Raw genomic sequence first — 25050 nt, 5'->3', positions numbered from 1 at the left:
GGCGGCGCACAAGGCGCCGCCCWGGCCGATTACGAGATGTTGCCGGGAATCCATGCGCGGCCCGACGTGTCGCCGGACGCCTGGGCCTGGCCGGCAACACCGACGAGCGTGTTCGCCGACGACGTGGTCGTCAGGTTCTTCGCGGTGTTGTCCCAATAGACCTTGACGCCCTGCGTCCACGCCTGACCAGTCGCCTTCGGCAGATCGAAGACGCCGCGGGGCTTACCGTCGCCGGTGCCGCCCGAAAGGACCGCTTGGAGCGCGACGAGGAACAGCGACCCGACGAGGACGCCGCCGCCCGAGGCGACGTCATAGGGCGCGGTGAAGGGGAGGGTCAGGCCCTCCTGAACAAAGTTACGCATGGTTTCAGTCTCCCTTCTTGGCGGGCGCCTTGGGCGCGGCCTTGGCGGTGTCGGTCACCGGGGCGATGTTCGCCTGATGCTCGATGGGGGCGAGAGCGACCGCAGCGCGGTCGTCATCGGATGCCGCGCGAAGGCCCTCGACGGGCGTGTTCTTGCGGTCGTCTGCCGAGAAGTCGGCGGTAACGTCCTCGCCACTCTCATTGTCGATCAGGCGCTGGGCCTCATCGTCGTCGAGATGCAGGACGCCTTCGTCAGTGTGACGCATGCGGCCGTTCACATAGGCCGACGTCACCAGTTTGATAAACTTGGACATGATTCGTCTCCGGAAAAGGAAAGGGCGGCCAGATCGACCGCCCTTCGTTTGCCCCTTCGCTCAGCTTGGGATTACTGGCCCGGGTCCTTCACGGCCGAGGCGGGATTGATGCCGGCAATGCCGTAATCGATCCGAACCTTGACCTCGGTCCCGTCGACCCGCCAGCCGATCTCGTTGTCGATGAACGGCTCTTCGACGCCGTTGAGGAACCCCACGACGATCGCCGGTGCGACGGTCGGATCGGCGAAGGTGTACCACGGCGTCCCGGTGAGGCGGGCCGTGTCGACGATCTCGTCGAAGATGCCGAGCGCGATGTTCATGCGCTGCAGCTTGTTCGCCGTGTCCGGATCGAACTGGCTTCCGTTCGACACGCGAGCCTGGCCACCCAAAGCGAGCGGACCGAGCCAGATCGAGGGCGAGATTTCGAGGAAGTCGTTCCCCGAAATGTCCTTCTGAGACGCCATCTTCTGGCGGACCAGATCGATCTCGGCGACCGTCGGGGCGGCGCCGGCCGCCATCAGGTTGCCATGCGCGGCCGAGAAGAAGGGCTGGCCGTCGCCGGTGTTCGGGTTCGAGTTGATGTACGCGAACACGTCGACCTCGATCGTCAGTTTCGCGGCGCGGCCGAGATCGACGGCGAAGCCGTTGAACGCGCCCATGTCGTCGTTGATGAGCGCCTGCCGCGAAAGGGCGATGATGTTGCCCTTCGTGCTCGCGGTCAGCTTCTCACGCGCGCCGTCGGGGATCGCCTTCTGCTTGAACTCGCCGAGCTCGTTCAGGCTGTCGAGGACGCCGAAGGTGCCGAGGCGATACATGTTGTTCGCCTTGAAGTCGCTGACGGACGTCTTGCCGCAGAACTTCGTCCACTTGTCCGGCGTGGTCGCATAGGACGCCAGCACGATTTTGTGCAGGGCGTTCTCGAGCAGCAGCGGGAAGTCGCCGGTGCCCTGGGTGATCGCGTTCACCGCCGTGAAGGCATCGCCGATGATGACGCGGGGATCGCGCGACGTCACGCGCTGCCCCATGATCTGGAGCGATTCGCCGGCAAGGCTCGCCATGCTCGCGCCGCGGAACTCGCCCGGGTCGATCCGGAGGGTTTCGCCCCGCAGCTTGGCCGCATTCTCGACCATCTGCGCGACGCCTGCACGGACGAGAATCCAGTTAGCGGCCCCCTCCATGAACTTGTCGCGGGAGTCTTTGCCCACGATGATCGCGCCGTTGTGGCCGATCTGCTCGCTGTCGGAACGCTCCGCCAGCTTGTCGAGGATCTTCTCGCGGGCGGTGGCGAGGTTGATCGCGCCGTCGTTGATCAGTTCGTCGGCAAAGGCGCTGCCGAGGTTGTGCTTGGTGGTCAACGCGCGGATTTCGGTCGATCGCGTGCGATCGGCCGCAACGGCAGCAGCGGCAGCAGCCGCAGCGGCCTTGTCGACGTCGGCCTGGGTGAGCGCGACCGGTTCGGTCACGACGGGGGCGGGGGTGATGATCGGCGGCGTGGTTTCGACCGCCGGCTGATTGCCCTGAGGCATGGTCTTATCCTTTCGAGGATGCAGAATGGCGGCGACCGCCGAGGAAATGCCCGTCATCGCGCCACCGGTAACGATCGACTGGATTACAGCCGCCGCAGAGGTGACGAGGTGCGGGCTATCGGGGGCCTTGTGGAACCCGAATGCGGAGATATCGCAGGCGGCTGCGGTGAGCGCGCCGACGATCTCAGTTACGAAATTCTGTTCGAGACACTGCTCGGGGGTGAGCCAGGTCTCTTCATCGAGCATCGCGACCAGCGCGACGGCATCGATGCCGGTTTTCTGCGAATAGACCTTCACGAGCTGGTCGCGGATAATGTCGAGCTTGTCCGCGGTGCGGCGCAGCTCGGCCGCGTCGCCAAAAGCGCCGTCCATCGGGTTGTGGATCATCAGCAAGGCGTTGTCGGCCATCAGCCGATCGTCGCCGGCCATCAGGATTACGCTCGCCATGCTGGCGGCCAGGCCGTCGCAATGGGTGGTGACCTTGCGGCCCTGCGACTTGGCACGCTCGATCGCGTTATAGATCGCCAGCCCCTCCATGACGTAACCGCCGGGGCTGTTGATGCGGATTTCGAGGTCGTCGTCGCCCGCCGAGATCATCGGGACGATCGTGTTCGCGTCGAGACCATCCCAGCTATCGCCGATGATCCCGTAAAGCAGGATTTCAGTCATTTACGAGCCTTTCGGAACCGCTTCACGCGCGGGGCTAGTCGGCATCACGGAGTTGCCGACTTGGGTGACTTTGCGGGGGTCGCTGTCGAAGATGAGGCCAAGCGCATCGAGCTTCTTGGCATCGGCCGCCCACTGAGCGAGGAACACGTCGGGGTCTTCGCCGCGCTCTTCCGCGGCCTGCGAAATCGTCATCAAGCCTGCGCGAATGGCGTCGCGAGTGGCGGGAACCTCCGTCGCCGGGTCCATCATCTCGAACTTAGGCGGCGTCCATTTGAAGGCGCAGCCGGTAACGTCTTTACCGGCGAGCGCTGCCGCTTCGAGGAACCAGCGACCGGCCGGCTCGCACAATTGCGGGATCAACATCTGCCACTGCCAAGTTTGGACATCGCGCCGGAAATCGAGCCGACGAAGGCGGCCAGAGATGAAACTGACATCCTTCATGTTGCCGGTCATGACCTCGTACGGCACCCCAAGGCCGGCCGAGATTCCGTGAAGTGATACGCTCGAATATTCGCCGAAGCCCTCGACCTGGGGCGGGCTGGAAAACTCGAACGTCGAACCCGGCTCGGCGTCCTCGATAATCCCCGGCTCGAATTGCTCGAGCAGCGGGTCGGCCTCGATCGGCGCGCCGTTCGAATCGACCTCGGTCGGTTCGCTGCCCTCGGCACTGCCGATGCGAAAGCCGACATAGCAGGCCGCGATTTTCTGGCGGACGAGCTGGGCGTCTTCATAGTCGCCGAAGTCATTCATCCGCAGGATGACGGGCGCGAACCATGTGGCGCCGTGCTGCTGCTCGGGACGATCGACGCGATAGACATGCGCAATGTCGGCCGCGTCGATCTGCTTGGACGACAGCGCGTTATATTGCGTCGAGCCGGGATGGCCGGAGTAGAGCCAGTATCCCGAGCGCTTGCCCAGCACGTCAAACTGAATGCCGAAAACCGCGTGCCCTCCGTCTGACGTCGGGCCCTGCTTCGACATATCGATGTAATCGGGTTCGAGCAGTTGGATTTGGAACGGCACCGGGAGCTTGTCGCGCGCCCGGCGCCACCGCCGACGCGCGACACTGGCGCCGCCTTCGACGATCGAACGGGCTGCGACAAGCTGCAAGCCATAGAGGTTGTTGCGGCCCTCGGCGTCGCAGGCCGTCGTGTCAAAGTGCTCGCGGGCAAGCTTGGTCAATTCGAGATCGACCACGCCGTCGCGGTAAATCTGGAACGTGATGCCCGTCCCGACCATGTAGTTCGCCAGGCCGCGCACGCCGCTTTCGGCATACGGGTTGTTGCGAACCATCTGGTGAGCGATCCCGCGCAGCGCCGCCTGAACCCGGGGGTTCAACTCGGCATTGGCATCGGTCCCGCGGCGCTTCCATCCGGCGGCGCGACGACCGAACGTCGCTCCGTCATATTCCGCCCGGGTGTTGCCGAACGAAATGCGTTGGCGCGGCGCGCTGGTCGGTGCCCGCGCGGCCGGCGCGGTCGATTGACCGAGCAGGCGTTGAACGAACGTGCGGACTGGCCCCGCGTCTTTACGCGCCATTGCGGAACGCCCCGAAGCGGCGACGGGTGAGCCCGCTGTTGCTGCGCTCCTGCATGACAAGGTTCGCCTCGACCACGCGGATCGCGGCAGCAATCTTGTCGGGATCGGTAAACGTCACCTCGCGGCCGTCCGCATAGCGGACCTTCTGCGCGCCGGCAGCGACGTCGATATAGGCCGCGCGCAGCGCGTCCAGATCGGTCTGAGCCCAAGCCATTATCGGCGCCCTCCAAGGAATGAGCCTCGCGCCCGTCCGGTGATCGAATTTGCCCGCGCCGGTTGCCGGGCCTGCGTTCCGGCACTGGTGGCCGCAGCCTCGCCCGCCGGCACCGCCCGGCGCCGACGCCTTGGCGGCGCCAGGCCGATTCGGCGTTTCCACTGTGTCTCGGTCCAGCGATCGGCGCCGAGGGCCGCAGCTACGGCCCGGGCATAGATCGCGTTGTCGAGCGCCTCGTTGCGGTCGCGGGTCTTTTCCCACTGCCGCCTGATCCGGCCGCCGCGCAGTTTCTTCGTGACGAGCTGCTCGCCGCAAAGCTGCTTGATCCATTCGTCGGTCGTGCCGTCGGGGAGGAAAACATACCCTTCCGGGTATTCCTCGCCATCGACCGGCCGTTCGAGGTGAAGCTGGCCGTACAGTTCGAGTTTCAGCAGCGAAGTCCCGACCAGCCAGAGCTTCACGCCGCGCTTGAGCTTCGTGCCATTGATGGTTGCTTCAACCCACGTCGGGCCGCTGATGACCTGCGATGCCGCAAGGCTATCGCGGCCCTTAATCGCCATCACGAGCAGCGGGTTTCGGCGCGCCCAGGCATAAACGTACATTGTGTTGTTGCCGTCGCCGGAGTCGACCGCGACCCGTTCAAGGCGGAGAACGCGACCGTCTTCGGTTTCCCAGCTTCGGGCGATTTGCTTGTCGAGCTTGTCCCACGTCTTGCGGTCGGCGATCGGTCCGGCGACTTCGATATGTTCGACCAGTTCGCGCCTCTTGCCGGCGCCGAACCCCCAAATATCCAGTTCGAGCCGCGGCGACGAACCGCTTTGGACGTCGACCGATCCGACCAGAAGACCGACCCGCGCAGAAGGCGTGCCGAGCGACATGGACTGTTCGCGCCGTTCGTAGAGGCGCTTCCATTCGGGCGCCTCGCCGGCCTCTTCCCATGCCTCGCCGAGAAACTGGTTCACGAACGTCTTGAGGAGATTGGGGTCATGGCGGACCTCCAAGAACTCCCGCGCAATTACGAGCCACGCCGCGCCGGGCTGCTGGCTGTATGCCGCCCAGATATGGAATGACCGGTGACGAGGTCCGGCCTCTGGATTGTGAGCGCGGAACTCGCCTTGCTCGTCCATCCAGGCTTTGTGCGTCTCTTCGATCCGGCACCCGTTGACGCACTCATACCAAGCGTCGGTCGGGTTATCGGTCGGCGCCCATTTGAGCCCCGGCCCCTCCTTGTCGCCGAACTGGAGGGTCTGCATCGCCCCGCACTCGGGGCAGGGCACGTACCGAAATTCCTGCGTACCGTGCTCGAACAGACCGTCGATCCGGCTGAGGCCCTTAATTTTCGGCGTCGAGCCCGCCGCGGTGAAGCGGCGCGGCGATGAGGCGTTGCGGCGGAACGCGAGACGGGCGGGGTCGCCCTCGTCACGAGCCGAGATCGGGTAGCCGTCGCATTCCTCGAGCAGCACGTCGTCGGCCGAGACGCGCCTAAATTCCTTCGGGCTGTTCGTCCCCTTGATGAGGATTCGGCCGCCCTTGTACCGCTTCGCCCGCACCTGATTGTCGCGGTGCCGCGGCTTGAATATCGCGACCGCGGTTACGCAGGGCCATTCGAGGACCGGGTCGAGATCGTCCCGGCTGAAATCCTCGGCATCCTTGATCGTCGGCTGATAGATCAGCGTCCGGGCAGGATCGCGACAGATGCGATAGGCGACGAACGACTGGACGATCGTCGAGTAGCCGACGCGGCTGCTCTTCCTGACGGTGACCTGTTCGGTTTCGTGGTCGGTGAAGGCGTCGGCAATGTCGGCCTGAAATGGATAGGGGCGAAGCTTCGTCCCGTCCTCAAGCCGGCCTTCCTCGGCCATGAACTGCGACAGCGGAATCCGCTCGATCGGCTCGAACGCGGAAAACCACTCGCGGGCGTCGTCGGCAATGTCAGCCGATGCGACGGCAAGCGCCGCCGCCAGCACAACCTTAGCCTTCGTCGCCTTGGTCTTCTTCTTCGCTTTCGGCGGGCTCGTCGTCATCAGCGCCCCCGCCCATCGCAAGCTCGACACGCGTCACGCTGAGATCGCGCAGGGCGTCGGTGATTTCTCGCTCAAGCCTTGATCGGAGAGTCGTGTCACCTTGTGCGATGGCGGCGGGAACCTGCATCAGGCGCGCCACCGTAATCTTGATCAGGCCGACGACCGCGCCCATCAAGTCGGGCCGGCTTGCCGTCTCTCCCCGGCGTTCAGCCAGGTCCATTTCCTTCTCGTCCGCCTGCGCCCTCGCATATCGCGCGCGCTCGGCGTCGAGTTTGAGCGGGCCGCCGGTTTCGGCGCCCTCGCCCTCGTATTTCTTGAGCCGGAAGGCGACGAACGCCTCGACATATTCGTCGGCGGTCACACCTGGGCGTGGCAGATCGCCGGCCTGCATACGATCGCGCACCCAACTGTCGGACATGCCGAGCAGCCAGGCGACATTCGCACGGGTCAGCTCGATTCCGTCAATGTGCTGCATCCGGCACCCCAAAACGCGGATAATGCCGCCTGTCACGGTCGAAAAACGGCAGAAATCCGCCAAAAACTGCAACGCGGCGGCGGCACCTATGGCGTATGCCCTGGCTACGCATTTTATGCGCCTTTGGCCCCCGCATAGGGACAGGGCCCGGAAGGACCCGCGGCCTACCCCCTCTCGCCCCCGGTCGGCGCGGCGGTGCCGCCCTCCGGGGTGGTGACCCTCCGAGCGTGCCCGTGCACCATCGCGTCGCACTCGCCGGTCGTGTCCTCGCGGGCGATGACGCCCACACGGTCCGACACGATGACCTCGCCGACCGCGTCGTAATGGCTCATCACTTCCCCCGAACCGCAGCGCGCGCCCTGCCCGCTATGTCCTCGACCGTGGCGATACGCGCCTCGGCCTGGCGGATAGTGGCGGCAGGCTCACGGAAGTCGAAGGCGACGCTATGCAGTTCGCCGGCCAAGCGTTCGAGCTGGTCGGCTGTGCTTGGTGCTGTCGTCATACCGCCCCCGGTAAATGGAGCGGAGAACGGGATTCGAACCCGTGCCTCGGCCGTGGCATGGCCGCGCTCTACCTCTGAGCAATGTCCGCATTCCTGCCCCGGGTGGAATTGAACCACCTGCCTCTCGCTCACGAAGTCGAGTGCTCTAGCGATGAGCTACGGGGCGTCCGTCGGGAGGCGCGCCACCCTAGGGAAGATCATGAACTGGTGATGCCGGCCACATACGAAAAAGGCCGCCTCACTTGGGCGGGCAATCTACGCTGGGCACAATTCGGCCAGCCCCCTTTTGCCGGTTTTCATAGCCAGACGCAAGAGGGTACGTGCTGCGGTCAGGTTGGCGTGTCCAGGTCGGGCTCGACGTTCGCCCGCTCCAGGATGATCTCGGCGATGGCCGCATAGGGCTTCACATAGCCGCGTTCATCAACGAACGCCGGGTCGATTGGCGGAAGCGCAGGCGCCGCTGGTGCGGGCTCGGGTGTCGACGTGTCGCCCGCTACCGCAGGCGCCCGGGCCGGGCTGACATATTCGTCCGCCGGGATCGGCGTTCGCCAATTGCCGTTGAGCGTAAGCGGGACACCTTGCAGCATCGCCCCATATGCATCGCGGTCAATGACCTCGAACGCGCGGTCGACGCACCGCGGCCACCGGTCGATCGCTTCGATCAGCAGGCGCTTCGCCTTCCGAGCGTGCATGTGATAGCGCTTGGCCGCGACCGAATACCCGATGGCGTCGCCGACGATCATGTCGAGGACAGCCTGTTTCGGCGCCGGCAGCGCCTCCCGCCAGATCGTGTAGGCAAGGTGCATCCGAACCCGGTTGATGCCCTCGGCCGCACGGTTGGCTCCTGCCCCGCTATTGTCGACCCGCGCCTCGAAGCTCGCGACCTTGATCCCGACGTCGCTCTCGATCGAGCGATGCACGTTCGAGATCTCGGCCACATGCTCGACCTGTTCCTTGTTGAGCGTGCCGTTGCGCTCAAGCTGAACGATGGAATCGGCGTGATGGGTATCCTTGTACGCGTTCGTCTCGGGGGTGCCCTGGCCATGCTCGAACAGTTCGCGACGCGATACGGCTTCCTCGACCCCGGGCTCGAGTGTCATGCCGCGAGCGAGAAGCTCCTGTTTCAGCATCCTCCACTCCATGCGCGACAGGCCCGCCGGCCGGACCAGTTCCGGCTCGGGACGGGGAAGGCCGAGCACCAGATGATCGAACCGCTGGCGTTCGCGCTTCTGCGCTTGGGCGAGCCGCGCCATGCGACCTTCGAACCGCGGTACCGGTGCCGCGGCGTGCTGGCCGCGTAGCCGTGCCTTCGCGTTCGCCAGCAGGCGAGCCGCTTGGGCGCGCAGCGGCGATACCGGCTCGTCCCGTTCCTGCTCGGCCTGTCGCTCGGCCGCAGCGGCCTTGCGCTCGGCGAACGCTGCCGCTCGCGCGGCGCGCTGCTCCTTGCCGTAATACCCCTCGGGCCGCTTAGTCTTTCTATCCCCGCTCACGCTCAACTCCGTTCAATAACTGCTGTCGGCACCGCCGCCGCCAAATGATCCACCACCACTGTCGAAACCGCCGTCGGACGACCCGCTATCGGAGCCACCGAATGACGATCCCCAATCGTTCGACCCTGACGACGACGATGGATCGTCGTCGCTCGGCCTGGGTGACGGCGGGGGCGGAGGCGGGGCGGTGTAGGTGTCCGCCGCGTAGGTCGGTCCAGATACCGGGCCGACGGTGCGGGTGATGCGCGGCGGCGTGGGCACAAAGGGCCGCCGCGGGTATAGCGGCGCCATCGGCGGCCGACCGATGTCCCGTGATTGCTCGGCGAAGCGGCGGAGAGCGCTGGCGGTGTCGTGAAACGCCTCCATTCGCACGTCACGCTGCGCGGCGAGAGCACGGGCCTGACGGTGATAGTACAGCGCGCGCCAGATCGCCGCGATACCAGCCAGGATCAGGAACCCCACGAGCCACCAACGCCAAGCGTTGCCATCGCCGGGCTGCGCCGGCCGGGCAACCGCCGCCGATCCGGCCGTGTCGATCGTCGACATGATCCGGTCAGCACCAGCCGACAACGCAACGGGGATCTCGCCCGCTTTCAGCTTCGGGGCGACGACGTCGCCGATGATGCCGCTCGCCGTCGCGTCGGACAGCACCGGCTCCAAGCCGTACCCGACCTCGATCCGCACCCGCCGCTCGGTTGGCGCGAGCAACAGGATGACGCCATCGTCCTGGCCCTTTTGGCCAAGCCCCCATGCGCGGCCGAGCTGATACCCGAAGTCCTTGACGTCGTACCCTTGGAGGCTCGGCACCGTCGCCACGACCAGTTGATGACCGGTCCGACGATCCCAGGCGACAATGCGGGCATTCAACGCCCGCTCGGCATCGTCAGGAATGACATTCGCCGCGTCGACCACGCCCGCGCGACCCCGATCGGGGAAGTTTGGACCCGCCGCCGCCGGCTGGGCGGCGCATGTCGTCAGGCTCAACGCAAACGCGAAAAAAATCCGTCGCATCCCTACAGTCCTCTCTCGATAGGAATCCCTAAAGCTTGACAAGGTCCGGGACGGAGGGGTACGCGCCGGAGGCGCTACCCCCTCCGCCCTCCCGTCAGCACTGCGGCGCCAAGGCATCACAACCCCTCCATTGTCAGCCAATTCCACAGCGGTACGGCGCCGGTTGCCCGTAGCGTTCTGTCGAATCGCGTCCGATCGCGGGCCGTCGCCTGAATAACCGCGTGCGTCGGGCTGATTTCCATGACCGCGCGCCCATCGAGCACCGCGACGAGGCCGACGCAGTCGAGCCGGCGGGCGCCTGGCTGGCGCGGCACACCGAAGACGTCGAGCGTCGACCAACCTGCCGCCGTGAGTTGATCGGCCCAAAGGTTGGCGAGCGCCTTCGCGTCGCGCACCAGCAGCGCCCATGCGCGCGGGCTGATGCCGAACGGAGCGCCGGCACCGGCAAGCATGGCCACGCCCTGCGACCAGTTTGCGACGCACGCGACACTTGCGACAGGAGCCGCCAGAGAGGGCTCTACGCGGCGGATTTCCGCCGTTTCCGGTGTCGCAATCGGTGTCGCATCAACATTGCGACACTCGTCGCCAGCCACCTCTGCATTGAGGTAAAATGCGACACTTGCGACAGTTGCGACGCTTTGGGGCTCATCAACCGTTTTCGGTGTAAACTCAATTACTTCCGGTGTCGCAACTGGTGTCGCAACGGTTTGCGACACTTCGTCATCTGCTGGCCAGGTGAACCCGGCACTGAAAAGCTCTGCCTCGGCCATCAGTCGGTCACTTCAATGACGGTGTAGGCTTCGCGGTAGAACGTCTTCTTGCCGGCGCCATCGAGATCGAGGCTCGCGCCGGCTGGGATTTTCGTCAGGTGGCAGGTTTCGACCAGTATCTCGATGGCCCGCTTGAGGGCGCGTGCGCTGCGGACCTGCGTCGGGCCGCGGCGATTGAGATAGCGGACGCCGATCGCGTCGAATCCGCGCTTCCTGATCCAGTCGATCAAGATGGCGGCGTTCGCCGTCTCGTCATCGATCGCGGCGTTGCCATAGAGGCGCATCGCCTCGCTGGCGTAGAACTCCATCAATGCGATACCGGCTTTCGCCGCGAGCTCGCTCAACCCATCCTGGACGAGTTGAGAGGGTCGCTGGAAAAACGACAAGGCGGCGCCTAGCCGAATAGCGTTCTCGGGCATCTTGGAGGCGAAATCGCTGATCTCGGAATACTTGCCGTTCGGCCCGATCTGCTGCTCGATATGGTTGCTGAACTTGATCATCAGCGCCTTCGCTTCGGGCGAGAGCCTCACAAGCTGCAGGTCGAGCGCGCGGGCCTTGATGTCATTGTTGCGGTAGGCGAATGCCGGCGCGATCGTCTGCGCAAGGCGCTGGTGATATTTGGCCAGGGCGTCGATCTGGTCCGCCGTCGGTTCCGAATAGATGCGCGTGCCCTTGAGGCTCTTCGGGAAGGCGACGAGTATCCGGCTCAGCAACCCTTGGTTGCGCACCGCCGCGTTGCCGAGCAGCTTATTCGCGATGTCGGGCTGACACATGAGGTGCAGGCTCAGACGCCGCCCGTATAGGATCTGCGTTCCGCCTTCCTGGCCCGACCGCAGGCGCTTGATTGGCGAGCCATCCCAAAGCTGCGACAGGATCGCGCCGGTCGCCGCCTGATTGTCCTCTTGCATCGACCAGCCGCCGATGAAGGTCGCGCCCTCGTCCGAGTAAAGCCCGATCGCCGGCAGCGCCTCGGCGAACGCGCGCATGAGCGCGGGGCCGGTCGGATCGCTGCATGTCATCAGCGGCAGTGCCGGCGGCACCGGCGACGGTCCGGCCTCGCTCAATGCCGTGACGATATCAGCCCTGGATTTCTTGCCCGTCTTCGCGTTGCGCACCGCGGCGGCGTGCGCAGCTTCGTCGATCGAATACCGGGTCTTCTCGACCTCGTAGTCGATCGCCATCTGCTCTTCCCGATCCTTGATCGGCTTGAGCGCCATTTTATCGGCGGTCGACTTGCGGTCGCCCGACGTCGCGATCGTCACGAAGAACAGCGAAACCGGGACGGATTGCCCGACGAGGTTTTCGACGTTGACGTACCCCTGCGCACCCAGGGCGACGGCCGAGAGAACCGATTGGGCCGCCAGCGAAAGCGGCACCTTCACGATTCCGGCAATCGCCTCGATCGCGGCGCGCAACATCGGCGTCATCGCTTCGATCGGAAATTCGGCGGCGTCGCCCATCGCCCCACGAATATCGAGAGGCTGCGGCGCGATGGCTTCCATGTCGCCGAAGTCGGCTTCGAACATACCGGTCACCGCCGCGCCCCCCGGAGCTGGTCGTTCCAGTCGTCGAACTGATCGTTCGGCCAGACGTGCGACACGGTCAGCCCGCGGTCGATCAACGCCACCGCCGCCTTGTTGGCGGCGACCCTGCCCGGCGTGTTGTTCTGCCCGGCGATGATGATGCGCTTGACCGTCGGAGGGAATTGGACCGCCGGCATCATGCTCGTGCCGAACGGCACCCATACCGGCAGGCCGGGGCCTTCCTGCATCACTGACAGGCCATCCTCTGGCCCCTCGCACATGACGATCGTCTCGCCAGCGGGCTCGAGTCGCAGCGCCGAACCCTTGATGGTGCCCAGGCTCAGCTTGCAATCGGCCTTGCCGAGCGACGCGTCGTCATTGGGGAAGAATATGCGCTGGATGCCGACGACAGCGCCGGTGCCGTCCACCGCACCGCACATAAGTGCGGGGCGGTTGCGCCCCCACTCGCCGGTTTCCTTGTTTCGCCATGACGGGATCATGCCGAACCGCAGGCAATTGGGCGGCGCGATCGTGATGCCGCGCGCACGCAGATAGGTTCCTGCCGGCGTTCCCTCGACCAGCCCGCCCGAGGCGAAGAACTTCCGTGCGTCGACCTCCTTGCCCAGCCGTTCGAGATTGTCCTCGGCGACTGCTTTGGACCGCTGCAACGGCGTCCAGGTCGGGAGGTCAGCGCTCGCGAGCCGCTGATAAGCCTCGCGAAAGCCGCAGCCCATCTTGTCCATGACGAACCGAATGACGTCGCCGTTCCAACCGCAGCCGAAGCAGTGCGCGAAACCCTGCGCGTCGTTAACGAAAAACGAAGGCGACTTCTCATGGTGGAAGGGGCAGCATCCCTTAAGCTCGCTGCCCGCTCGCTTGAGCGGCGTTGCTTGCCCGACGACGCCGGACAAGAGGACGGATGCTTTCAGCTCGTCGACCGCGCGCCGGAATTGAGCCTCGTCGAAAGACCCCCGCCGACCGCTTCCGGTTGCCCGGCGCAAACCCGGCACCGGATCAGCCCTCCGCCTGGGCGGCAACCGTCGCGGCGTCGAAGACTAGTGGTGGAAGATAATCGTTCGGCGTGACTGCGCCGCGCGTGTGTAGGCGGATCGACTCCATCAAATCGAGCGAGGGCTTTTTCTCACCCCTCGCCACCCGCGTGATGGTTGAAACGGCCACGCCGCACAGGCCCGCCAATTCAGTCGCACTTCGATCGGGGAGTTTTAGATAGTCTGCCAATTTCATAAGGCGCCAATGTGCCTCACAGGCAACATCACGTCAAGGCGGCGGTAACCATTTATTGCCCGTAAGGTGGGTAGATTTATTTTTGCCTGTGGTGCAAACGGCTGACATGAAAAATAGCATTAGAGCTTATCGCGTGATCGCGGGGCTGACCCAGGCGGGTGTCGCCGAAGCCCTCGGAGTCGGGGTGCCGCAGGTGTCGCGCTGGGAATCGGGAACGGTGGATATCCCTTCGTCCAGGTTGCTTCAGCTTGCAGAGCTACTTCGCGTCAGCAGTGACCGTCTCATGGCTCCCCCAGGTGGCAACTATGGCGGGGGATGGGTCACGCCCGGTGGACCGCATGCCAAATCCGCCCGACGCCCGGAGAGCGGAGACGACGAGCCCGCCTCGAACGCGATCCCACTTAAGATGGAAGGCGCGTCGGCCGAGCGCATGGATGAGGACTTGCCAATTTACGGGACAGCGTTGGGGGCGGCACGGGAAGTCGAGGGCGAAGCCATCGAGCAAACGACACTTAATCGCGCGGAAGTGCTCCAATACGCTAAGCGCCCCGTCATTCTTAACGGTAACAGCGCCGCTTATGGGCTGTATGTCTCTGGATCGTCGATGGAGCCCCGTCATATGGATGGGGACCTTCTGTTGGTCGACCCGAAAGGACGAGTGCGAGGCCACGACGACGTCGTCGTGTACCTTCGCCCCACGGAAGCGGACAATGACGATGGCGAGAGCGCCCGCGCCGTCTTGGTAAAGCGACTGCTCCGTCGTAGCTCAAGCTATGTCGAGTTGGAGCAATTCCATCCCGCGAAGGTGTTCAAGATCGACATGGCAGACATTCTGCGAATCGATCGCGTCATTCCGTGGCAGGAGCTGCTTACCTGAGCATGTTGCCTGATAAGCAATTTACCATTTGACTTAATATTGCTCGTAGCGCAAATTCTGCTCATCGGACGAGCGCCGCAAGGCCGCAACCCCGGTACGCAGGACGGAAAGACGCGCTTCGGCACCCAGCGATAGGGGCCAGCCTACGCCGATCCACCTGCTCACTCTTGTGAGGGAGGTCGGCCGATGGCCACCGCGACGAATAATCAGAGCGACGCATGGAGCCGCTTACTCAAGGCGATCGAGCCTTGGTATGATTGGGGCGACACCTTTTTCGAGCGCCTTGACGGCGAAGGAGAGGGCGATGGCCGCTTCTTCTCGATGGAATGGTTCGGGATTCACATCACGATCTTTTATGGGCGTCAGCCGCGCCGGGCGGTGCGCTGATGAGCGCCGTTCCAGTTTTCGACCCCTGCAGCCCAGACGCTGAAATCCTAGGCGCGTTCGAACGGGTCCGCGCTGGTCGCGCCTATTCCTACGCCCTCGACGGTAATCCCGACGACACGGCAATCGACGCTGACTTGTCAGCTCGCGATCTGGTGATGATCGAGGACGAGCGTCAGGTCGACGATAACGTCGCCAGTTCGCTACCCGGTGTTGCAGCCAGGCTCATGCTCATGATCCCGAGGATCGACGAATCGCGCTGGGTCGACAGCGGGTTGATGACGCACGGGTTTCTTGCCCTCTACCGCGAGGTCAGCGGATTGGAGGTCTGGGCTCAGCAAATCGCCTACGCGGTGCACGAATTGATCGACATCGAGTGGCAGCAGAACCTTGTCGCCTACGAGAAATCCGCTGCGGACTTCTCTCTTGTAGTCGACCTCCGCGGAGCCGTTGACGTCGAAGAAATCCGCCTCCGCGGGATCGGCATCGAGTCGGATGACTTTGTCCAGGCCGTGGATGCGTTGGCGACCAAGTTTGAAGACCATTTCAGCAACGGGGACCCCATCGCTCGGCTCGTTCGAACGCTGGCGCCAGATCATGCCGCGTATCTACGCAAGGTCGACATCATCATCGCCGAGAATTTCCAGGAGGACGCGATGCCTTGGCTAGCGCGCGACACTCTTTACCTCTCAGGCCACATCGAACGCGATGCCGTAGCAGCGGAGGCGCGATGATGGCCCCGGAAAACCCCGCCGTTGACGCGTTGCTGTCGTTCAAGCTCAACGAGATGCTGCCGTTCGACACGTCACCCGCCGACTTGGCGCGGACGAGCCTCGAGTCGGCCCACGCCCTTGCCGTTATGCTCGGCTCCGCTTTCATCGATAGCGAGGAAACCGCGCACACGAACAGCGACATCGTGTGTCACGCGTTCAATGGGATCGCGCGCCTCGTTGCTCTCGCCGCCTTCGCGGGGGAAGCGGCATGAGATTTCTCCGCGTGCCGCTAGCGGGTCTGCCGATCACCATCGGCGAGGCCGCGGTCACCCTATCGCTGGCGCCCATCTTTTGGGCGCTGATCACCCTCGCATGGACGGTGCTGCCAGCATGAACGCTTCACCTGAAATCGCCGCACTGTTCGCTGCCTGGGCGCACAGCGAACTAGCCGCGCATTATGCGCAGCCGTGCCCCGACCCCCTGATGGATCACCTAACCAACAGGATTTCGCTCAGCAAGGAGGCGCTAGCGTCGGCCCCCGCGCGACTTCCCGGTGACGTCGCGTTGAAGATGTTTCCGGTGGTCCTCTATGAGTACGAGCCGAAAATTGGCGAGGCGCCTTTAGTCCCGAATCCGGAGAGCGCGCGGAACAGCGACGAAGGCCTGATCGCCAGCATCCTTGCTGACATACGCCAATTCTTTCCCGAGGTGGCGGCGCTGATTGACACGCCTCACTACTCGGCCACGCGCGCCGAGAGGGCGGCAGCATGAGCTCGGAGACTTCGCCGCGCTGCGCGACGTGCGCATATTGGACGGAGGGCGCGTCGCCGCTGGCGACTGCCGCGCCGGACCGCAACCCGTTGGCCAATCCGAATGTGGGCACCTGCTCGCTCTATGCACCCGTCGTCGCCGAGACGCAGTGGTTTCCGGTGAGCATGTTCCCCGAGGTCCACGGCGACCGCGTTTGTGGTGACTGGACGTCGGGCGACGGGCCCGAGGACGGCGCCCGCGAGGACGTCCCGACCGACAACGTGGTGAAGCTGGCGCAGGCAGCATGACGGACCTGTTCGCCTACCCGAACCATCCCGGCGCACAGGACCGCGACACCTCGCACGACGCGGCGGACGCAATTGCCGATCGCGCGCCGCTGCTGCGGAGCAGGGCCATGGCAGTGCTGGAACGCTCGAGGGGATTGACCGCCGACGAGGTTGCGGGAAGGCTGGGCTTGTCCATCCTGTCGATCCGGCCACGCATCACCGAACTCGCGCGCGCTGGAAAGGTTCGCGACAGCGGAGTTCGGCGCGCCAACGCGAGCGGGCGAAAGGCGATCGTCTGGTCGCCCGTCTATCCCGCCGGCCTCAAGGGACAGCGCCAGTGACCGTCGCATGCAAGGCATGTGGTGAGCCGCATAGTTGCGCCCACACCGATCTCGAATACGCGGGGATCGTCCCGCCGCGTTCAATGAACACCCAGCCCGCCATGCCCCCCGCTGGCGATCTGGTCCGGGCCGCACCGGAGGCCCGCCCCCCGGGTCCACCGGTGCGGCCCATTCATCAGGGAGAAGACCATGTCGCAAGGTAAGACCGCCGTTCAATTCGACGGCGGCTACGTCGTGAAGCGTTCGCCTGGGCGCGTCCATGCGACATTCGAGCGCGCTGGCGCTGAAGCTTCGCGACTGTCCGAAGAGAGCGACGGGCCCGACTTCGTGGTGCTGAAGGTGGTCGGTATGGTGGTCGACAAGGCGGGCGGCCAATGACTCAAAACGTGACCGACGACGCGACCGTCGACCGTTTCCTGACTCTCAAAGAGGTCATCACGATCGCGGGCATCAAGAAGACGATGATCTATCGGCTGATCAAGCAGGGCACCTTCCCTAAGCCGTACAAGCCGGGCGGCGAATCTTCGCGCTGGGATGCGGGCGAAGTGCGTGCTTGGCGCGCGCAGGTAATGGCAGAGCGAGATGCGGCCTAGCGCGTCGAACCTTCCGTGATACCATGAACGCAATTCGGAGGACCGGAAGTCATGCATTTCTTCACAGCACTCGACGGAAGTCTTTATCCCGTCAGCGCGATAGAACGGATCGGTGCCCCAAGGGAGGTCACATTCCAACCATTGGGCAACAAGGGCAAGGTACACCAAGTGCACCTTAAAGGTGGTGATACCGCCGAGATCACGACTTTCGAACTGGACAGTTTGAAAGAGCGTGCGGTGCAAATGATTCCGGCGTTGCCCGGCACTCGCCTGCTCCATTGGGACGATGGGGATAATTCGTTCTTCGGGACGGCGGTTGTGGGCTGGGCCTACACGACGGAGGGCCTGTTTTATCCGGTCACAGCCGACGGCATCAACGACGGTTCGATCGGAAGCAACTTTGACATGGAGATGCATGACGGCACGGTCGTTCGTCCTGCCGATTGCCGCTGGAACTCCCTCGAAGAGTGGCAAGAAACGATGAAAAAGGGGGGCAGGTGATGGCCGACAAGCACGAAGATTGGTTGGTCGAACAACGCAAAGCGTGGGTTGCGTCGGTCCGGTCGGTGCTCGGCCCCACCCCAGCCGTGCGTTCGGAATGGACCGGTCTCGACGATATGGTCTCGGTGCTCGAACCCCTACTCGTGAAACAGCAACACCATGTCTATCTGCCGACTGGCGGCGGCCAATCGATGATCGCGGCCGACACCGGCACCGAGCGCGGAACGCTAGCGCTCTCGGTGGAGGATCGGGTTCGATACGTCCTCAGGCCGCGCAAGCTGACGCTCCACTATTTCGACGATGCTCCTGAGCAATCGTTCGTGTTCATCGAAACGAAGAAGCTCAAGCAGAGCGGAACCTATGATCATAAAATCAAGGGCGGCCAAGAAGAACTAGTTGAGCTTAGCCCCGGCGATTACCGCGAGCGAGCGGTGTGGGACGCAGGATATTGCGAACGGGACGAGGACGGCGACGAGGTGTCTCTACCGGACACCGCAACCCTGGTGTGCCGCTTCTTCGAGGGTTCATTCGCGATTGTCGGGCAGGGCAGTTTCTGGAACGGTTCTCCAAACACTTACGACGGCGAGCACTCGAAAATCGGGCAGGACAAGATGCGCGATCTGATCGAGGCGGCGATCAAGCAGCGAGCGGCTGCTCAATAACGCGCGGTCCCCGCGGCTTCGGCGACTTGTCGGCATGCCGCATCGGTTTGCCCAAATGCTCCGCCGGCTCGCACAGATCAACCGTGATCAGGACCGCCCACTCGATCGCCAGCTCGCGGCGCCGCATCATATAGGCCGCTCGGTTATAGGCGCCCTCGACCTTGTTCGACGGGACGTGCGCCAGCATCAGGTCAATGATCGCGCGGTCGGGCGATAGACCTTGGCCACCGTGCGCGCGCCACTCGCGATCGGCGCGCTCGTTCATGATGGTGGAGAAGGCCGCGCGGCAACCGTGCGGCACGTGACGCTGGAAATAGCCGGCGCGGATCAGCAGCGCGCGCAGCGTGTTCTCCGAGATCGGCCGGTGAATGTGGCGCTCGCTCGGGAACATCACCGGCAGATGACCGGTCAGGGGCCGCAGCACGCGCAGGACAGCCACCGCCGCCGGGGACAGCGGAACAAGATGGTCGCCCTCTTCCTCGGCCTTGCGGTCCTCGTCGCCCTTCATGCGCGCCGCCGGGATGCGCCAGAGCGGCGCGTCGCCGTCGAGATCCTCGACTTCCGTCCAGGCGGCGTTCTGAATTTCGTTCGGGCGAACCGCCGTCAGCATCAGCAGGCGAAGCGCGAGCTTGGTCTGGGCCCGGCAGCGCTGGGCGTCGCAGTCGGCGAGCAGCTTGCGGACCGCCGCGATCTGGTCGTCGAGGTCGCGGATTCCGTCGATAATCGACGGCTGTTTCTTCGATCGCGGCACCTTCGGGAGCGCCTTGGTCATATCGTTCGCCGGGTTCGACTTCGCGAGGCCCGCCGGAATCGCATAGATGTAAATGTCGGAGACGCGCTGGCCGACGCGGTGCGCAGTCTCGATCGAGCCGCGGTTGACGATCGCGTTGAGCACTTCAAGCACCTTCGGGCTCTCGATGCTGGCGATCGGGAGATTGCCGATCTTCGGGAACACGTCGCGGTCGAGGGATTGCAGCACGTCGCCGGCATGGACGGTCGACCAGCCCGCGTTCGGGCGGTCGATCCAGTTGCCCGCGTCGCGCGCGTTCCACTTGCCCTTGTGCGCCTTTTTCCAGGCGCGGAATTTCGGGACCGACCAGCCACTCTTGAGGGTGAACCACTGCTCGGCGACGAGTTGGAAGGTGTTGGCGTCAGCCTTCGCCTTGACGGTCGCCGCGACGCGCCGCTCGACGGCGGGGTCGCGTCCCTCGGTCAGGAGCTTCTTGGCCTCGTCGCGCCGGCCGCGCGCGTCGACCAAGCTAACGGCCGGATAGGCGCCGAACGTCAAGGTTTTCTGCGCCGGTTTGCCCTTGGCGTTCTTCCCGAACGTGTAATTCATGCGCCAGATTTTTCCGCCGGCCGTCGTCACGACCAGATAAAGCTGGCCCGAGTCGGTGAGCTTGTAATCTTTCGCCTGGGCCTTCGCGGCCTTGACCTTTGCGTCGGTGAGCACCGTTCCCTCCAAGATACCATGCCCGCCGGGTCTTCATACCATGCGAGCTACCATGTCGGTCGGTGAACGCGTGCGAACAAATGTGAACACCGACCCCCGGATCATACCCCCGATGGGGTTGCTCTACGAGGGGAAAGTGAACGAATAAGGAACGCTGCGAACGCGCCCTTGGCGGAGACGGAGGGATTCGAACCCTCGATACGGTTTCCCGTATGACGCTTTAGCAAAGCGTTGGTTTCAGCCACTCACCCACGTCTCCGGTTGCGGCAGAATGCGGGCCTATAGCGAGCGTCCCCTAGGTGATCAACCGGGGGTTTCGACTCGGTCGGGCGCGGAATAGACTCGGATCGCCGCTGCGTTCATTGCCGGGCAATCTCCGCCGGGCTTAGCGTATGGCATGTATGGGTTGGGGTTGGGGGCGATGATGCGCCGTTTATTGACTATTCTGTCGTTGGCGATGCTGACGATCACCGGGCCGGTCGCCGCGCAGATGACCACGATCGATCCCAACAAGGCGATCGATGGCGACCTGCAACGATCGCCGCCGCCACCGCCACAGCCCGCGCCGTACACGCCGCCGCCCGCCAATCCGAGCGTGCCGGCCTATGACGAGGCGCCGCCGCCGCAGGACGAGACCGCGACCACCACCACTGCCCCGCCGCCGATCCCGCCGACCACCGGCCCGACTTATGGCGACGACGACGTGCTCGACGCGGCTGAAGGCGTATTCGGCAAGGGCGCCAAGGGTCTGGCCGGGATCATCGAGAAGACTCTGAAGAATCAGGGGCGGCCCAACGCCTATATCGCCGGGCGCGAGGCATCGGGCGCGTTCGTCGTCGGACTGCGCTACGGCTCGGGCACGCTCAGCCACAAGGTGGCGGGCGACCAGAAGATCTATTGGACCGGCCCATCGGTCGGGTTCGATGTCGGCGGCGACGCCACCAAGGTGTTCGTGTTGGTGTACAATCTCTACGACACCGAGGATCTCTACAAGCGCTTCCCGAGCGGCGAAGGACGACTCTATTTCGTCGGCGGATTCTCGGCGACCTATCTCCGGCGCGGCAACATCGTGCTGATCCCGATCCGCTTGGGCGTCGGCTGGCGCGCCGGGGTCAATGCCGGCTATATGAAATTCACCCACAAATCGAAGTGGATGCCGTTTTAAGGCCGAATGCGGCAGCGGGCGCCCTCGCCCGCTGACTCGCATCGGCCCGGCCGGCGGCGCACAGCGCCGACCGACGACGCGGGCTCTGCCCGCGTCGCAAGTTGAAGAAGACCCTCACCCTCCCGCTTCGCGGGCCCCTCCCTCTCCCGCAAGCGGGAGAGGGTATTCCGGAGCTATACCACTAACCGCCACTCCAGCGTCTCACCGGCATGGAACGACACCAGCCCCGCGACGCGCGCCGGCACCTCGGTCGCCACGCGCTCCAGCGTCACCGTCCCCTCGTTGAGCGGCAGTCCATAAAAGCGCGGGCCATGTTCCGAGGCAAAGCCCTCGAATTTGTCGAGCGCGCCTTCTTCCTCGAACACCGCGGCATAGCTTTCGAGCGCGAACGGCGCGTTGAAGATGCCGGCACAGCCGCAATCCATTTCCTTGCGCTCGACCGCATGCGGCGCGCTGTCGGTACCGAGGAAGAATTTGGGCGAACCCGACACCGCCGCCGCACGCACCGCGAGACGATGGCGCTCGCGCTTGATCACTGGCAGGCAATAAGCATGCGGCCTCAGCCCGCCGTCGAACAAAGCGTTGCGGTTGAGGTGGAGGTGTTGCGGCGTGATCGTCGCGGCGACCAGCGGACCGGCGTCGGCCACGAATTCAGCGGCTTCGGCGGTGGTGATGTGCTCGAGCACGATCTTGAGCGCGGGGAAGTCGCGCACCAGCGGCGCCAGCGTGCGATCGATGAACACCGCCTCGCGGTCGAAAATGTCGACATCGCGGTCGGTGACCTCGCCGTGGATCAGCAGCGGCATGCCGATCCGCTGCATCGTTTCGAGCACCGCGCCCAATGCGCGGATGTCGGTGACGCCATGCGCGGAATTGGTCGTGGCGTGCGCGGGGTAGAGCTTGCACGCGGTGAACGCGCCCGCTTCATGCCCGCGCTCAATCTCGGCAGGGTCGGCACCGTCGGTCAGATAGCAGGTCATCAGCGGCGTGAAGTCGCTGCCGGCGGGCAAGGCGGCGCGGATGCGCGTGCGATAAGCTTCGGCCGCGGCGACGTTGGTGACCGGCGGCGTGAGGTTGGGCATCACGATGGCGCGCGCGAACTGGCGCGCGGTGTGCGCGACGACCGCCTCCAGCATCGCGCCGTCGCGCAGATGGACATGCCAGTCGTCGGGGCGGCGGATGGTCAGGCGATCGGTCATGACAATCGCCCTACAATCGTGCGCCGCGATCCGCCAGCATGGCTTGGATTCGGGCGGGCGCGCACTAGTTTGGCACCATGAGCGACACTGGAACCATGCTGGACGACCGCGCACTGATCCGCCTGGCCGGCGACGACGTCCGCGATTTCCTGCAAGGGCTGGTGACGCAGGACGTGCTGACGCTCGACCCCGCTGCGCCGCGCTGGTCGGGGCTACTGACCCCGCAAGGCAAGGCGCTGTTCGACTTCCTGCTCTGGGCGGACGGCGATTCGGTGCTGATCGATTGCGAGGCGGCCGAGGCCGACGCGTTGGCGCGGCGGCTGATGATGTACCGGCTGCGACGGCCGATCACGATCGAACGCGTCGCGGGCGCAGTGCATTGGGCGCGGGACAGCGCGTTGGGCGTGCCCGACCCGCGCTTGCCGGAACTGGGTCGGCGTTGGCTGGGCATGCCAAGCGAGCCGGCGCAAGGATGGCGCGCGCACCGCCTGTCGCTCGGCGTGACGGAGGGGGTCGCCGAGCTTGGCCAGGACAAGACCTTGTGGCTGGAGGCGAATGCCAGCGAACTCAACGGCGTGAGCTTCGCCAAGGGCTGTTATGTCGGGCAGGAGAATACCGCGCGGATGCATTATCGCGCCAAGGTCAACCGGCGGCTGGTGGTCGCGCCGATCGCGCCCGCGGGCGACCGGACGCGCGCGGTCTATCCCGATCTCGGCCTGATGGTCGAACTACGCCGGGTCGAGGCCCTGGGCGATGCGATCGTCGCACCGTGGCTGGCGACGGCGCTGATCTGACGCTTATTCCCCTCCCGCTTGCGGGAGGGGAGATAACCGCCGCCTGATCGTCAGCGCCCGACCGAGGAATAAGCGAAGCCAAGTTTGCGAACGTCATCCGGCCGATAGACGTTGCGCAGATCGACCATCACGGGCGCGGTCATCACGCTTGCCAGCCGCCGCAGATCGAGCGCGCGGAACGTGTCCCATTCGGTCACGATCGTTACCGCGTCGGCGCCGGTCGCGGCCTCATAGGCATCTTTGCAGAAGATGACGCCGGGCATCATCGCCTTGGCCGCCTCCATCCCTTCGGGATCGAACGCGCGCACCGTCACGCCGGCGTCCTGCAGGCTCTGCACCACCGCCAGGCTGGGCGCGTCGCGCATGTCGTCGGTGTTCGGCTTGAACGTCAGCCCCAGCACCGCGACCGACTTGCCGCGGGGCTCGTCGCCCAGCGCGTGGAGTACCTTGCGGCCCATCGCGCGCTTGCGGCTGTCATTGACCTTCACCACCGCCTCGACGATGTGGACCGGGCTCTCGTGATCCTCGGCGGTCTTGAGCAGCGCCAGCGTGTCCTTGGGGAAGCACGAGCCGCCATAGCCGGGTCCGGCATGGAGGAACTTGGCGCCGATGCGATTGTCGAGCCCGATCCCGCGTGACACGTCCTGGACGTTGGCGCCAACCGCTTCGCACAAATCGGCGATCTCGTTGATGAAGGTGATCTTGGTCGCGAGGAAGGCATTGGCGGCGTATTTGATCAGTTCCGAGGTGCGGCGGCTGACGAACAGGATCGGGCTCTCGTTGAGATAGAGCGGGCGATACACTTCGCGCATCACTTCGCGGGCGCGCGCATCCTCGCTGCCGATGACGATACGGTCGGGCCGCTTGAAGTCGCCGATCGCGGCGCCCTCGCGCAGGAATTCGGGATTGGAAACGACTGCGATGTCGATATCGGGGCGTTCTTCGCGCAGAATCTCCTCGACGCGGTCGCCGGTGCCGACCGGCACGGTCGACTTGGTGACGACGACGGTGGGCCCGGTGACCGCCGCGGCGATCTCCTTGGTCGCCTCGAACACATAGGTCAGGTCGGCATGGCCGTCACCGCGGCGCGACGGCGTGCCCACCGCGATGAAAATGGCATCGGCGCCCGCGACCGCGGTGGCGAGATCGGTGGTGAAGGTCAGGCGCCCGGCGGCGACGTTGGTCGCGACGAGCTGGTCGAGACCGGGTTCGTAGATCGGCATGCGACCGCCCTGGAGCGCCTCGATCTTGGCCGCATCCTTGTCGACGCAGACCACGTCGTGGCCGAAATCGGAAAAGCAGGCTCCCGACACCAGGCCGACATAGCCCGATCCGATCATCGTGATTTTCATTCTAGTCCCTCGGTGCAGACGGCATGTCCGGCGACCCGCCAGATCGTGACCCGCGTGCTCTATCGCAAGTAGGGGGTTTTGCCATCCCTGTGTGAGCCAGCCTGAGCCGTGAACCGTCGCCCCCTCTCCCGCGTGCGGGAGAGGGAGGGGCCCGCCGCGAAGCGGTGGGAGGGTGAGGGTCTTCTTACTTCTTCAAGGCGAGTGTCGGGCCAGGAGAAGTAAGAAGACCCTCACCCAACCCTCTCCCCTAAACGGGAGAGGGCTAAGCTCGGGAAAACCGCCGCGGCAAAGCCGCGTCGTCGGTCGGGCGCCTCAC

General features: G+C 64.8%; 32 protein-coding genes and 3 tRNA genes. 14 read left to right on the top strand and 21 right to left on the bottom strand.

Annotation, left to right across the window (positions count from 1 at the left end; translation table 11 throughout):
- Nucleotides 1-29: 29 nt before the first annotated feature.
- The 17 genes from AC1DQQ_RS17445 to AC1DQQ_RS17365 form a co-directional block, all read right to left on the bottom strand.
- Entirely contained in the window at nucleotides 30-362 is a 333-nt protein-coding gene (locus AC1DQQ_RS17445) for a DUF2190 family protein (protein ID WP_478046059.1), read from the bottom strand.
- Nucleotides 363-366: 4 nt separating this feature from the next.
- Nucleotides 367-675, bottom strand: coding sequence for a hypothetical protein (locus AC1DQQ_RS17440; protein WP_478046058.1), 309 nt, complete (start codon nucleotides 673-675; stop codon nucleotides 367-369).
- 71 nt (nucleotides 676-746) lie between these two features.
- A complete protein-coding gene (locus AC1DQQ_RS17435) occupies nucleotides 747-2870 on the bottom strand; it encodes a ClpP-like prohead protease/major capsid protein fusion protein (protein ID WP_478046057.1) in 2124 nt (707 codons plus the stop codon).
- Nucleotides 2871-4409 (bottom strand): phage portal protein, encoded by a 1539-nt coding sequence (locus tag AC1DQQ_RS17430; protein ID WP_478046146.1) that lies wholly within the window; start codon nucleotides 4407-4409, stop codon nucleotides 2871-2873. It abuts the gene before it with no gap.
- Complete coding sequence (locus tag AC1DQQ_RS17425) at nucleotides 4399-4623, bottom strand: phage head-tail joining protein (RefSeq protein ID WP_478046056.1); 225 nt, start codon at nucleotides 4621-4623, stop codon at nucleotides 4399-4401. The genes AC1DQQ_RS17430 and AC1DQQ_RS17425 overlap by 11 nt, the downstream gene beginning before the upstream one ends.
- Nucleotides 4623-6647 carry a phage terminase large subunit family protein gene (locus AC1DQQ_RS17420; RefSeq protein WP_478046055.1) on the bottom strand — a complete coding sequence of 675 codons (2025 nt, stop codon included), beginning with the start codon at nucleotides 6645-6647 and terminating at the stop codon, nucleotides 4623-4625. The genes AC1DQQ_RS17425 and AC1DQQ_RS17420 overlap by 1 nt, the downstream gene beginning before the upstream one ends.
- Nucleotides 6595-7194 (bottom strand): terminase, encoded by a 600-nt coding sequence (locus AC1DQQ_RS17415; RefSeq protein WP_478046053.1) that lies wholly within the window; start codon nucleotides 7192-7194, stop codon nucleotides 6595-6597. The genes AC1DQQ_RS17420 and AC1DQQ_RS17415 overlap by 53 nt, the downstream gene beginning before the upstream one ends.
- A 92-nt stretch (nucleotides 7195-7286) precedes the next feature.
- Nucleotides 7287-7454 (bottom strand): hypothetical protein, encoded by a 168-nt coding sequence (locus AC1DQQ_RS17410; protein WP_478046052.1) that lies wholly within the window; start codon nucleotides 7452-7454, stop codon nucleotides 7287-7289.
- Nucleotides 7454-7624, bottom strand: a complete 171-nt coding sequence (locus tag AC1DQQ_RS17405) for a hypothetical protein (protein ID WP_478046051.1) — start codon at nucleotides 7622-7624, stop codon at nucleotides 7454-7456. The genes AC1DQQ_RS17410 and AC1DQQ_RS17405 overlap by 1 nt, the downstream gene beginning before the upstream one ends.
- A gap of 15 nt (nucleotides 7625-7639) precedes the next feature.
- Nucleotides 7640-7713: transfer RNA gene (locus AC1DQQ_RS17400), tRNA-Gly, on the bottom strand.
- A 4-nt stretch (nucleotides 7714-7717) separates the two neighbouring features.
- A tRNA-Thr gene (locus AC1DQQ_RS17395) sits at nucleotides 7718-7790 on the bottom strand.
- Nucleotides 7791-7953: 163 nt separating this feature from the next.
- Entirely contained in the window at nucleotides 7954-9114 is a 1161-nt protein-coding gene (locus AC1DQQ_RS17390; RefSeq protein ID WP_478046050.1) for a hypothetical protein, read from the bottom strand.
- 12 nt (nucleotides 9115-9126) lie between these two features.
- Nucleotides 9127-10125, bottom strand: a complete 999-nt coding sequence (locus AC1DQQ_RS17385) for a TPM domain-containing protein (protein WP_478046049.1) — start codon at nucleotides 10123-10125, stop codon at nucleotides 9127-9129.
- Nucleotides 10126-10241: 116 nt separating this feature from the next.
- Entirely contained in the window at nucleotides 10242-10895 is a 654-nt protein-coding gene (locus AC1DQQ_RS17380) for a hypothetical protein (protein ID WP_478046048.1), read from the bottom strand.
- The gene (locus AC1DQQ_RS17375; protein ID WP_478046145.1) at nucleotides 10895-12313 is read right to left on the bottom strand and encodes a YfjI family protein; all 1419 of its coding nucleotides are present in this window, start codon (nucleotides 12311-12313) and stop codon (nucleotides 10895-10897) included. The genes AC1DQQ_RS17380 and AC1DQQ_RS17375 overlap by 1 nt, the downstream gene beginning before the upstream one ends.
- Nucleotides 12314-12426: 113 nt before the next feature.
- Nucleotides 12427-13428 carry a CHC2 zinc finger domain-containing protein gene (locus AC1DQQ_RS17370; RefSeq protein WP_478046047.1) on the bottom strand — a complete coding sequence of 334 codons (1002 nt, stop codon included), beginning with the start codon at nucleotides 13426-13428 and terminating at the stop codon, nucleotides 12427-12429.
- A gap of 4 nt (nucleotides 13429-13432) precedes the next feature.
- Nucleotides 13433-13663: a helix-turn-helix domain-containing protein gene (locus AC1DQQ_RS17365; protein WP_478046046.1), complete on the bottom strand. Its 231-nt coding sequence runs from the start codon at nucleotides 13661-13663 to the stop codon at nucleotides 13433-13435.
- Nucleotides 13664-13769: 106 nt separating this feature from the next.
- On the opposite strand from AC1DQQ_RS17365, the gene AC1DQQ_RS17360 reads away from it, so the two are divergent.
- The 12 genes from AC1DQQ_RS17360 to AC1DQQ_RS17305 all read left to right on the top strand — a co-directional run bounded on the left by AC1DQQ_RS17360 (nucleotide 13770) and on the right by AC1DQQ_RS17305 (nucleotide 18771).
- Nucleotides 13770-14540 carry a helix-turn-helix domain-containing protein gene (locus tag AC1DQQ_RS17360; protein WP_478046045.1) on the top strand — a complete coding sequence of 257 codons (771 nt, stop codon included), beginning with the start codon at nucleotides 13770-13772 and terminating at the stop codon, nucleotides 14538-14540.
- Nucleotides 14541-14726: 186 nt separating this feature from the next.
- Entirely contained in the window at nucleotides 14727-14927 is a 201-nt protein-coding gene (locus AC1DQQ_RS17355; protein WP_478046044.1) for a hypothetical protein, read from the top strand.
- Nucleotides 14927-15658, top strand: a complete 732-nt coding sequence (locus tag AC1DQQ_RS17350) for a hypothetical protein (RefSeq protein ID WP_478046043.1) — start codon at nucleotides 14927-14929, stop codon at nucleotides 15656-15658. Before AC1DQQ_RS17355 ends, AC1DQQ_RS17350 begins: the two co-directional genes overlap by 1 nt.
- Nucleotides 15655-15909: a hypothetical protein gene (locus AC1DQQ_RS17345; RefSeq protein WP_478046042.1), complete on the top strand. Its 255-nt coding sequence runs from the start codon at nucleotides 15655-15657 to the stop codon at nucleotides 15907-15909. Before AC1DQQ_RS17350 ends, AC1DQQ_RS17345 begins: the two co-directional genes overlap by 4 nt.
- Nucleotides 15906-16031 carry a hypothetical protein gene (locus AC1DQQ_RS17340; RefSeq protein WP_478046041.1) on the top strand — a complete coding sequence of 42 codons (126 nt, stop codon included), beginning with the start codon at nucleotides 15906-15908 and terminating at the stop codon, nucleotides 16029-16031. The genes AC1DQQ_RS17345 and AC1DQQ_RS17340 overlap by 4 nt, the downstream gene beginning before the upstream one ends.
- Complete coding sequence (locus AC1DQQ_RS17335) at nucleotides 16028-16408, top strand: hypothetical protein (protein WP_478046040.1); 381 nt, start codon at nucleotides 16028-16030, stop codon at nucleotides 16406-16408. The genes AC1DQQ_RS17340 and AC1DQQ_RS17335 overlap by 4 nt, the downstream gene beginning before the upstream one ends.
- A complete protein-coding gene (locus AC1DQQ_RS17330; protein ID WP_478046039.1) occupies nucleotides 16405-16695 on the top strand; it encodes a hypothetical protein in 291 nt (96 codons plus the stop codon). Before AC1DQQ_RS17335 ends, AC1DQQ_RS17330 begins: the two co-directional genes overlap by 4 nt.
- Nucleotides 16692-17015, top strand: coding sequence for a hypothetical protein (locus tag AC1DQQ_RS17325; RefSeq protein WP_478046038.1), 324 nt, complete (start codon nucleotides 16692-16694; stop codon nucleotides 17013-17015). The genes AC1DQQ_RS17330 and AC1DQQ_RS17325 overlap by 4 nt, the downstream gene beginning before the upstream one ends.
- Nucleotides 17016-17204: 189 nt before the next feature.
- On the top strand, nucleotides 17205-17393 hold the full coding sequence (locus tag AC1DQQ_RS17320; protein ID WP_478046037.1) for a hypothetical protein: 189 nt from the start codon (nucleotides 17205-17207) through the stop codon (nucleotides 17391-17393).
- A gap of 8 nt (nucleotides 17394-17401) precedes the next feature.
- Nucleotides 17402-17608 (top strand): helix-turn-helix transcriptional regulator, encoded by a 207-nt coding sequence (locus AC1DQQ_RS17315; protein WP_478046036.1) that lies wholly within the window; start codon nucleotides 17402-17404, stop codon nucleotides 17606-17608.
- A gap of 51 nt (nucleotides 17609-17659) precedes the next feature.
- Nucleotides 17660-18109 carry a hypothetical protein gene (locus AC1DQQ_RS17310; protein WP_478046035.1) on the top strand — a complete coding sequence of 150 codons (450 nt, stop codon included), beginning with the start codon at nucleotides 17660-17662 and terminating at the stop codon, nucleotides 18107-18109.
- Entirely contained in the window at nucleotides 18109-18771 is a 663-nt protein-coding gene (locus AC1DQQ_RS17305; protein WP_478046034.1) for a hypothetical protein, read from the top strand. The genes AC1DQQ_RS17310 and AC1DQQ_RS17305 overlap by 1 nt, the downstream gene beginning before the upstream one ends.
- Here the strand turns inward: AC1DQQ_RS17305 and AC1DQQ_RS17300 are convergent.
- On the bottom strand, nucleotides 18746-20224 hold the full coding sequence (locus tag AC1DQQ_RS17300; protein ID WP_478046032.1) for a tyrosine-type recombinase/integrase: 1479 nt from the start codon (nucleotides 20222-20224) through the stop codon (nucleotides 18746-18748). The genes AC1DQQ_RS17305 and AC1DQQ_RS17300 overlap by 26 nt on opposite strands.
- A gap of 169 nt (nucleotides 20225-20393) precedes the next feature.
- Nucleotides 20394-20483, bottom strand: a tRNA-Ser gene (locus tag AC1DQQ_RS17295).
- 162 nt (nucleotides 20484-20645) lie between these two features.
- Here AC1DQQ_RS17295 and AC1DQQ_RS17290 point away from each other — a divergent pair.
- Nucleotides 20646-21389 (top strand): DUF1134 domain-containing protein, encoded by a 744-nt coding sequence (locus tag AC1DQQ_RS17290; RefSeq protein WP_478031883.1) that lies wholly within the window; start codon nucleotides 20646-20648, stop codon nucleotides 21387-21389.
- A 173-nt stretch (nucleotides 21390-21562) separates the two neighbouring features.
- Here the strand turns inward: AC1DQQ_RS17290 and pyrC are convergent, their stop codons facing one another.
- A complete protein-coding gene (pyrC, locus tag AC1DQQ_RS17285; RefSeq protein WP_478031884.1) occupies nucleotides 21563-22588 on the bottom strand; it encodes a dihydroorotase in 1026 nt (341 codons plus the stop codon).
- Nucleotides 22589-22665: 77 nt separating this feature from the next.
- Here pyrC and ygfZ point away from each other — a divergent pair, with 77 nt between their 5' ends.
- The gene (ygfZ, locus tag AC1DQQ_RS17280; protein ID WP_478031885.1) at nucleotides 22666-23382 is read left to right on the top strand and encodes a CAF17-like 4Fe-4S cluster assembly/insertion protein YgfZ; all 717 of its coding nucleotides are present in this window, start codon (nucleotides 22666-22668) and stop codon (nucleotides 23380-23382) included.
- A gap of 50 nt (nucleotides 23383-23432) precedes the next feature.
- Here ygfZ and AC1DQQ_RS17275 read toward each other — a convergent pair whose 3' ends face one another.
- Nucleotides 23433-24734 (bottom strand): UDP-glucose dehydrogenase family protein, encoded by a 1302-nt coding sequence (locus AC1DQQ_RS17275; protein WP_478031887.1) that lies wholly within the window; start codon nucleotides 24732-24734, stop codon nucleotides 23433-23435.
- Between the last annotated feature and the right edge of the window lie 316 nt (nucleotides 24735-25050).

This window comes from Sphingomonas sp. P4_G3 (genome assembly GCF_056401105.1).
Note: the sequence above shows the minus strand (reverse complement) of the source record. Positions and strands in the feature narration are given on the sequence as shown.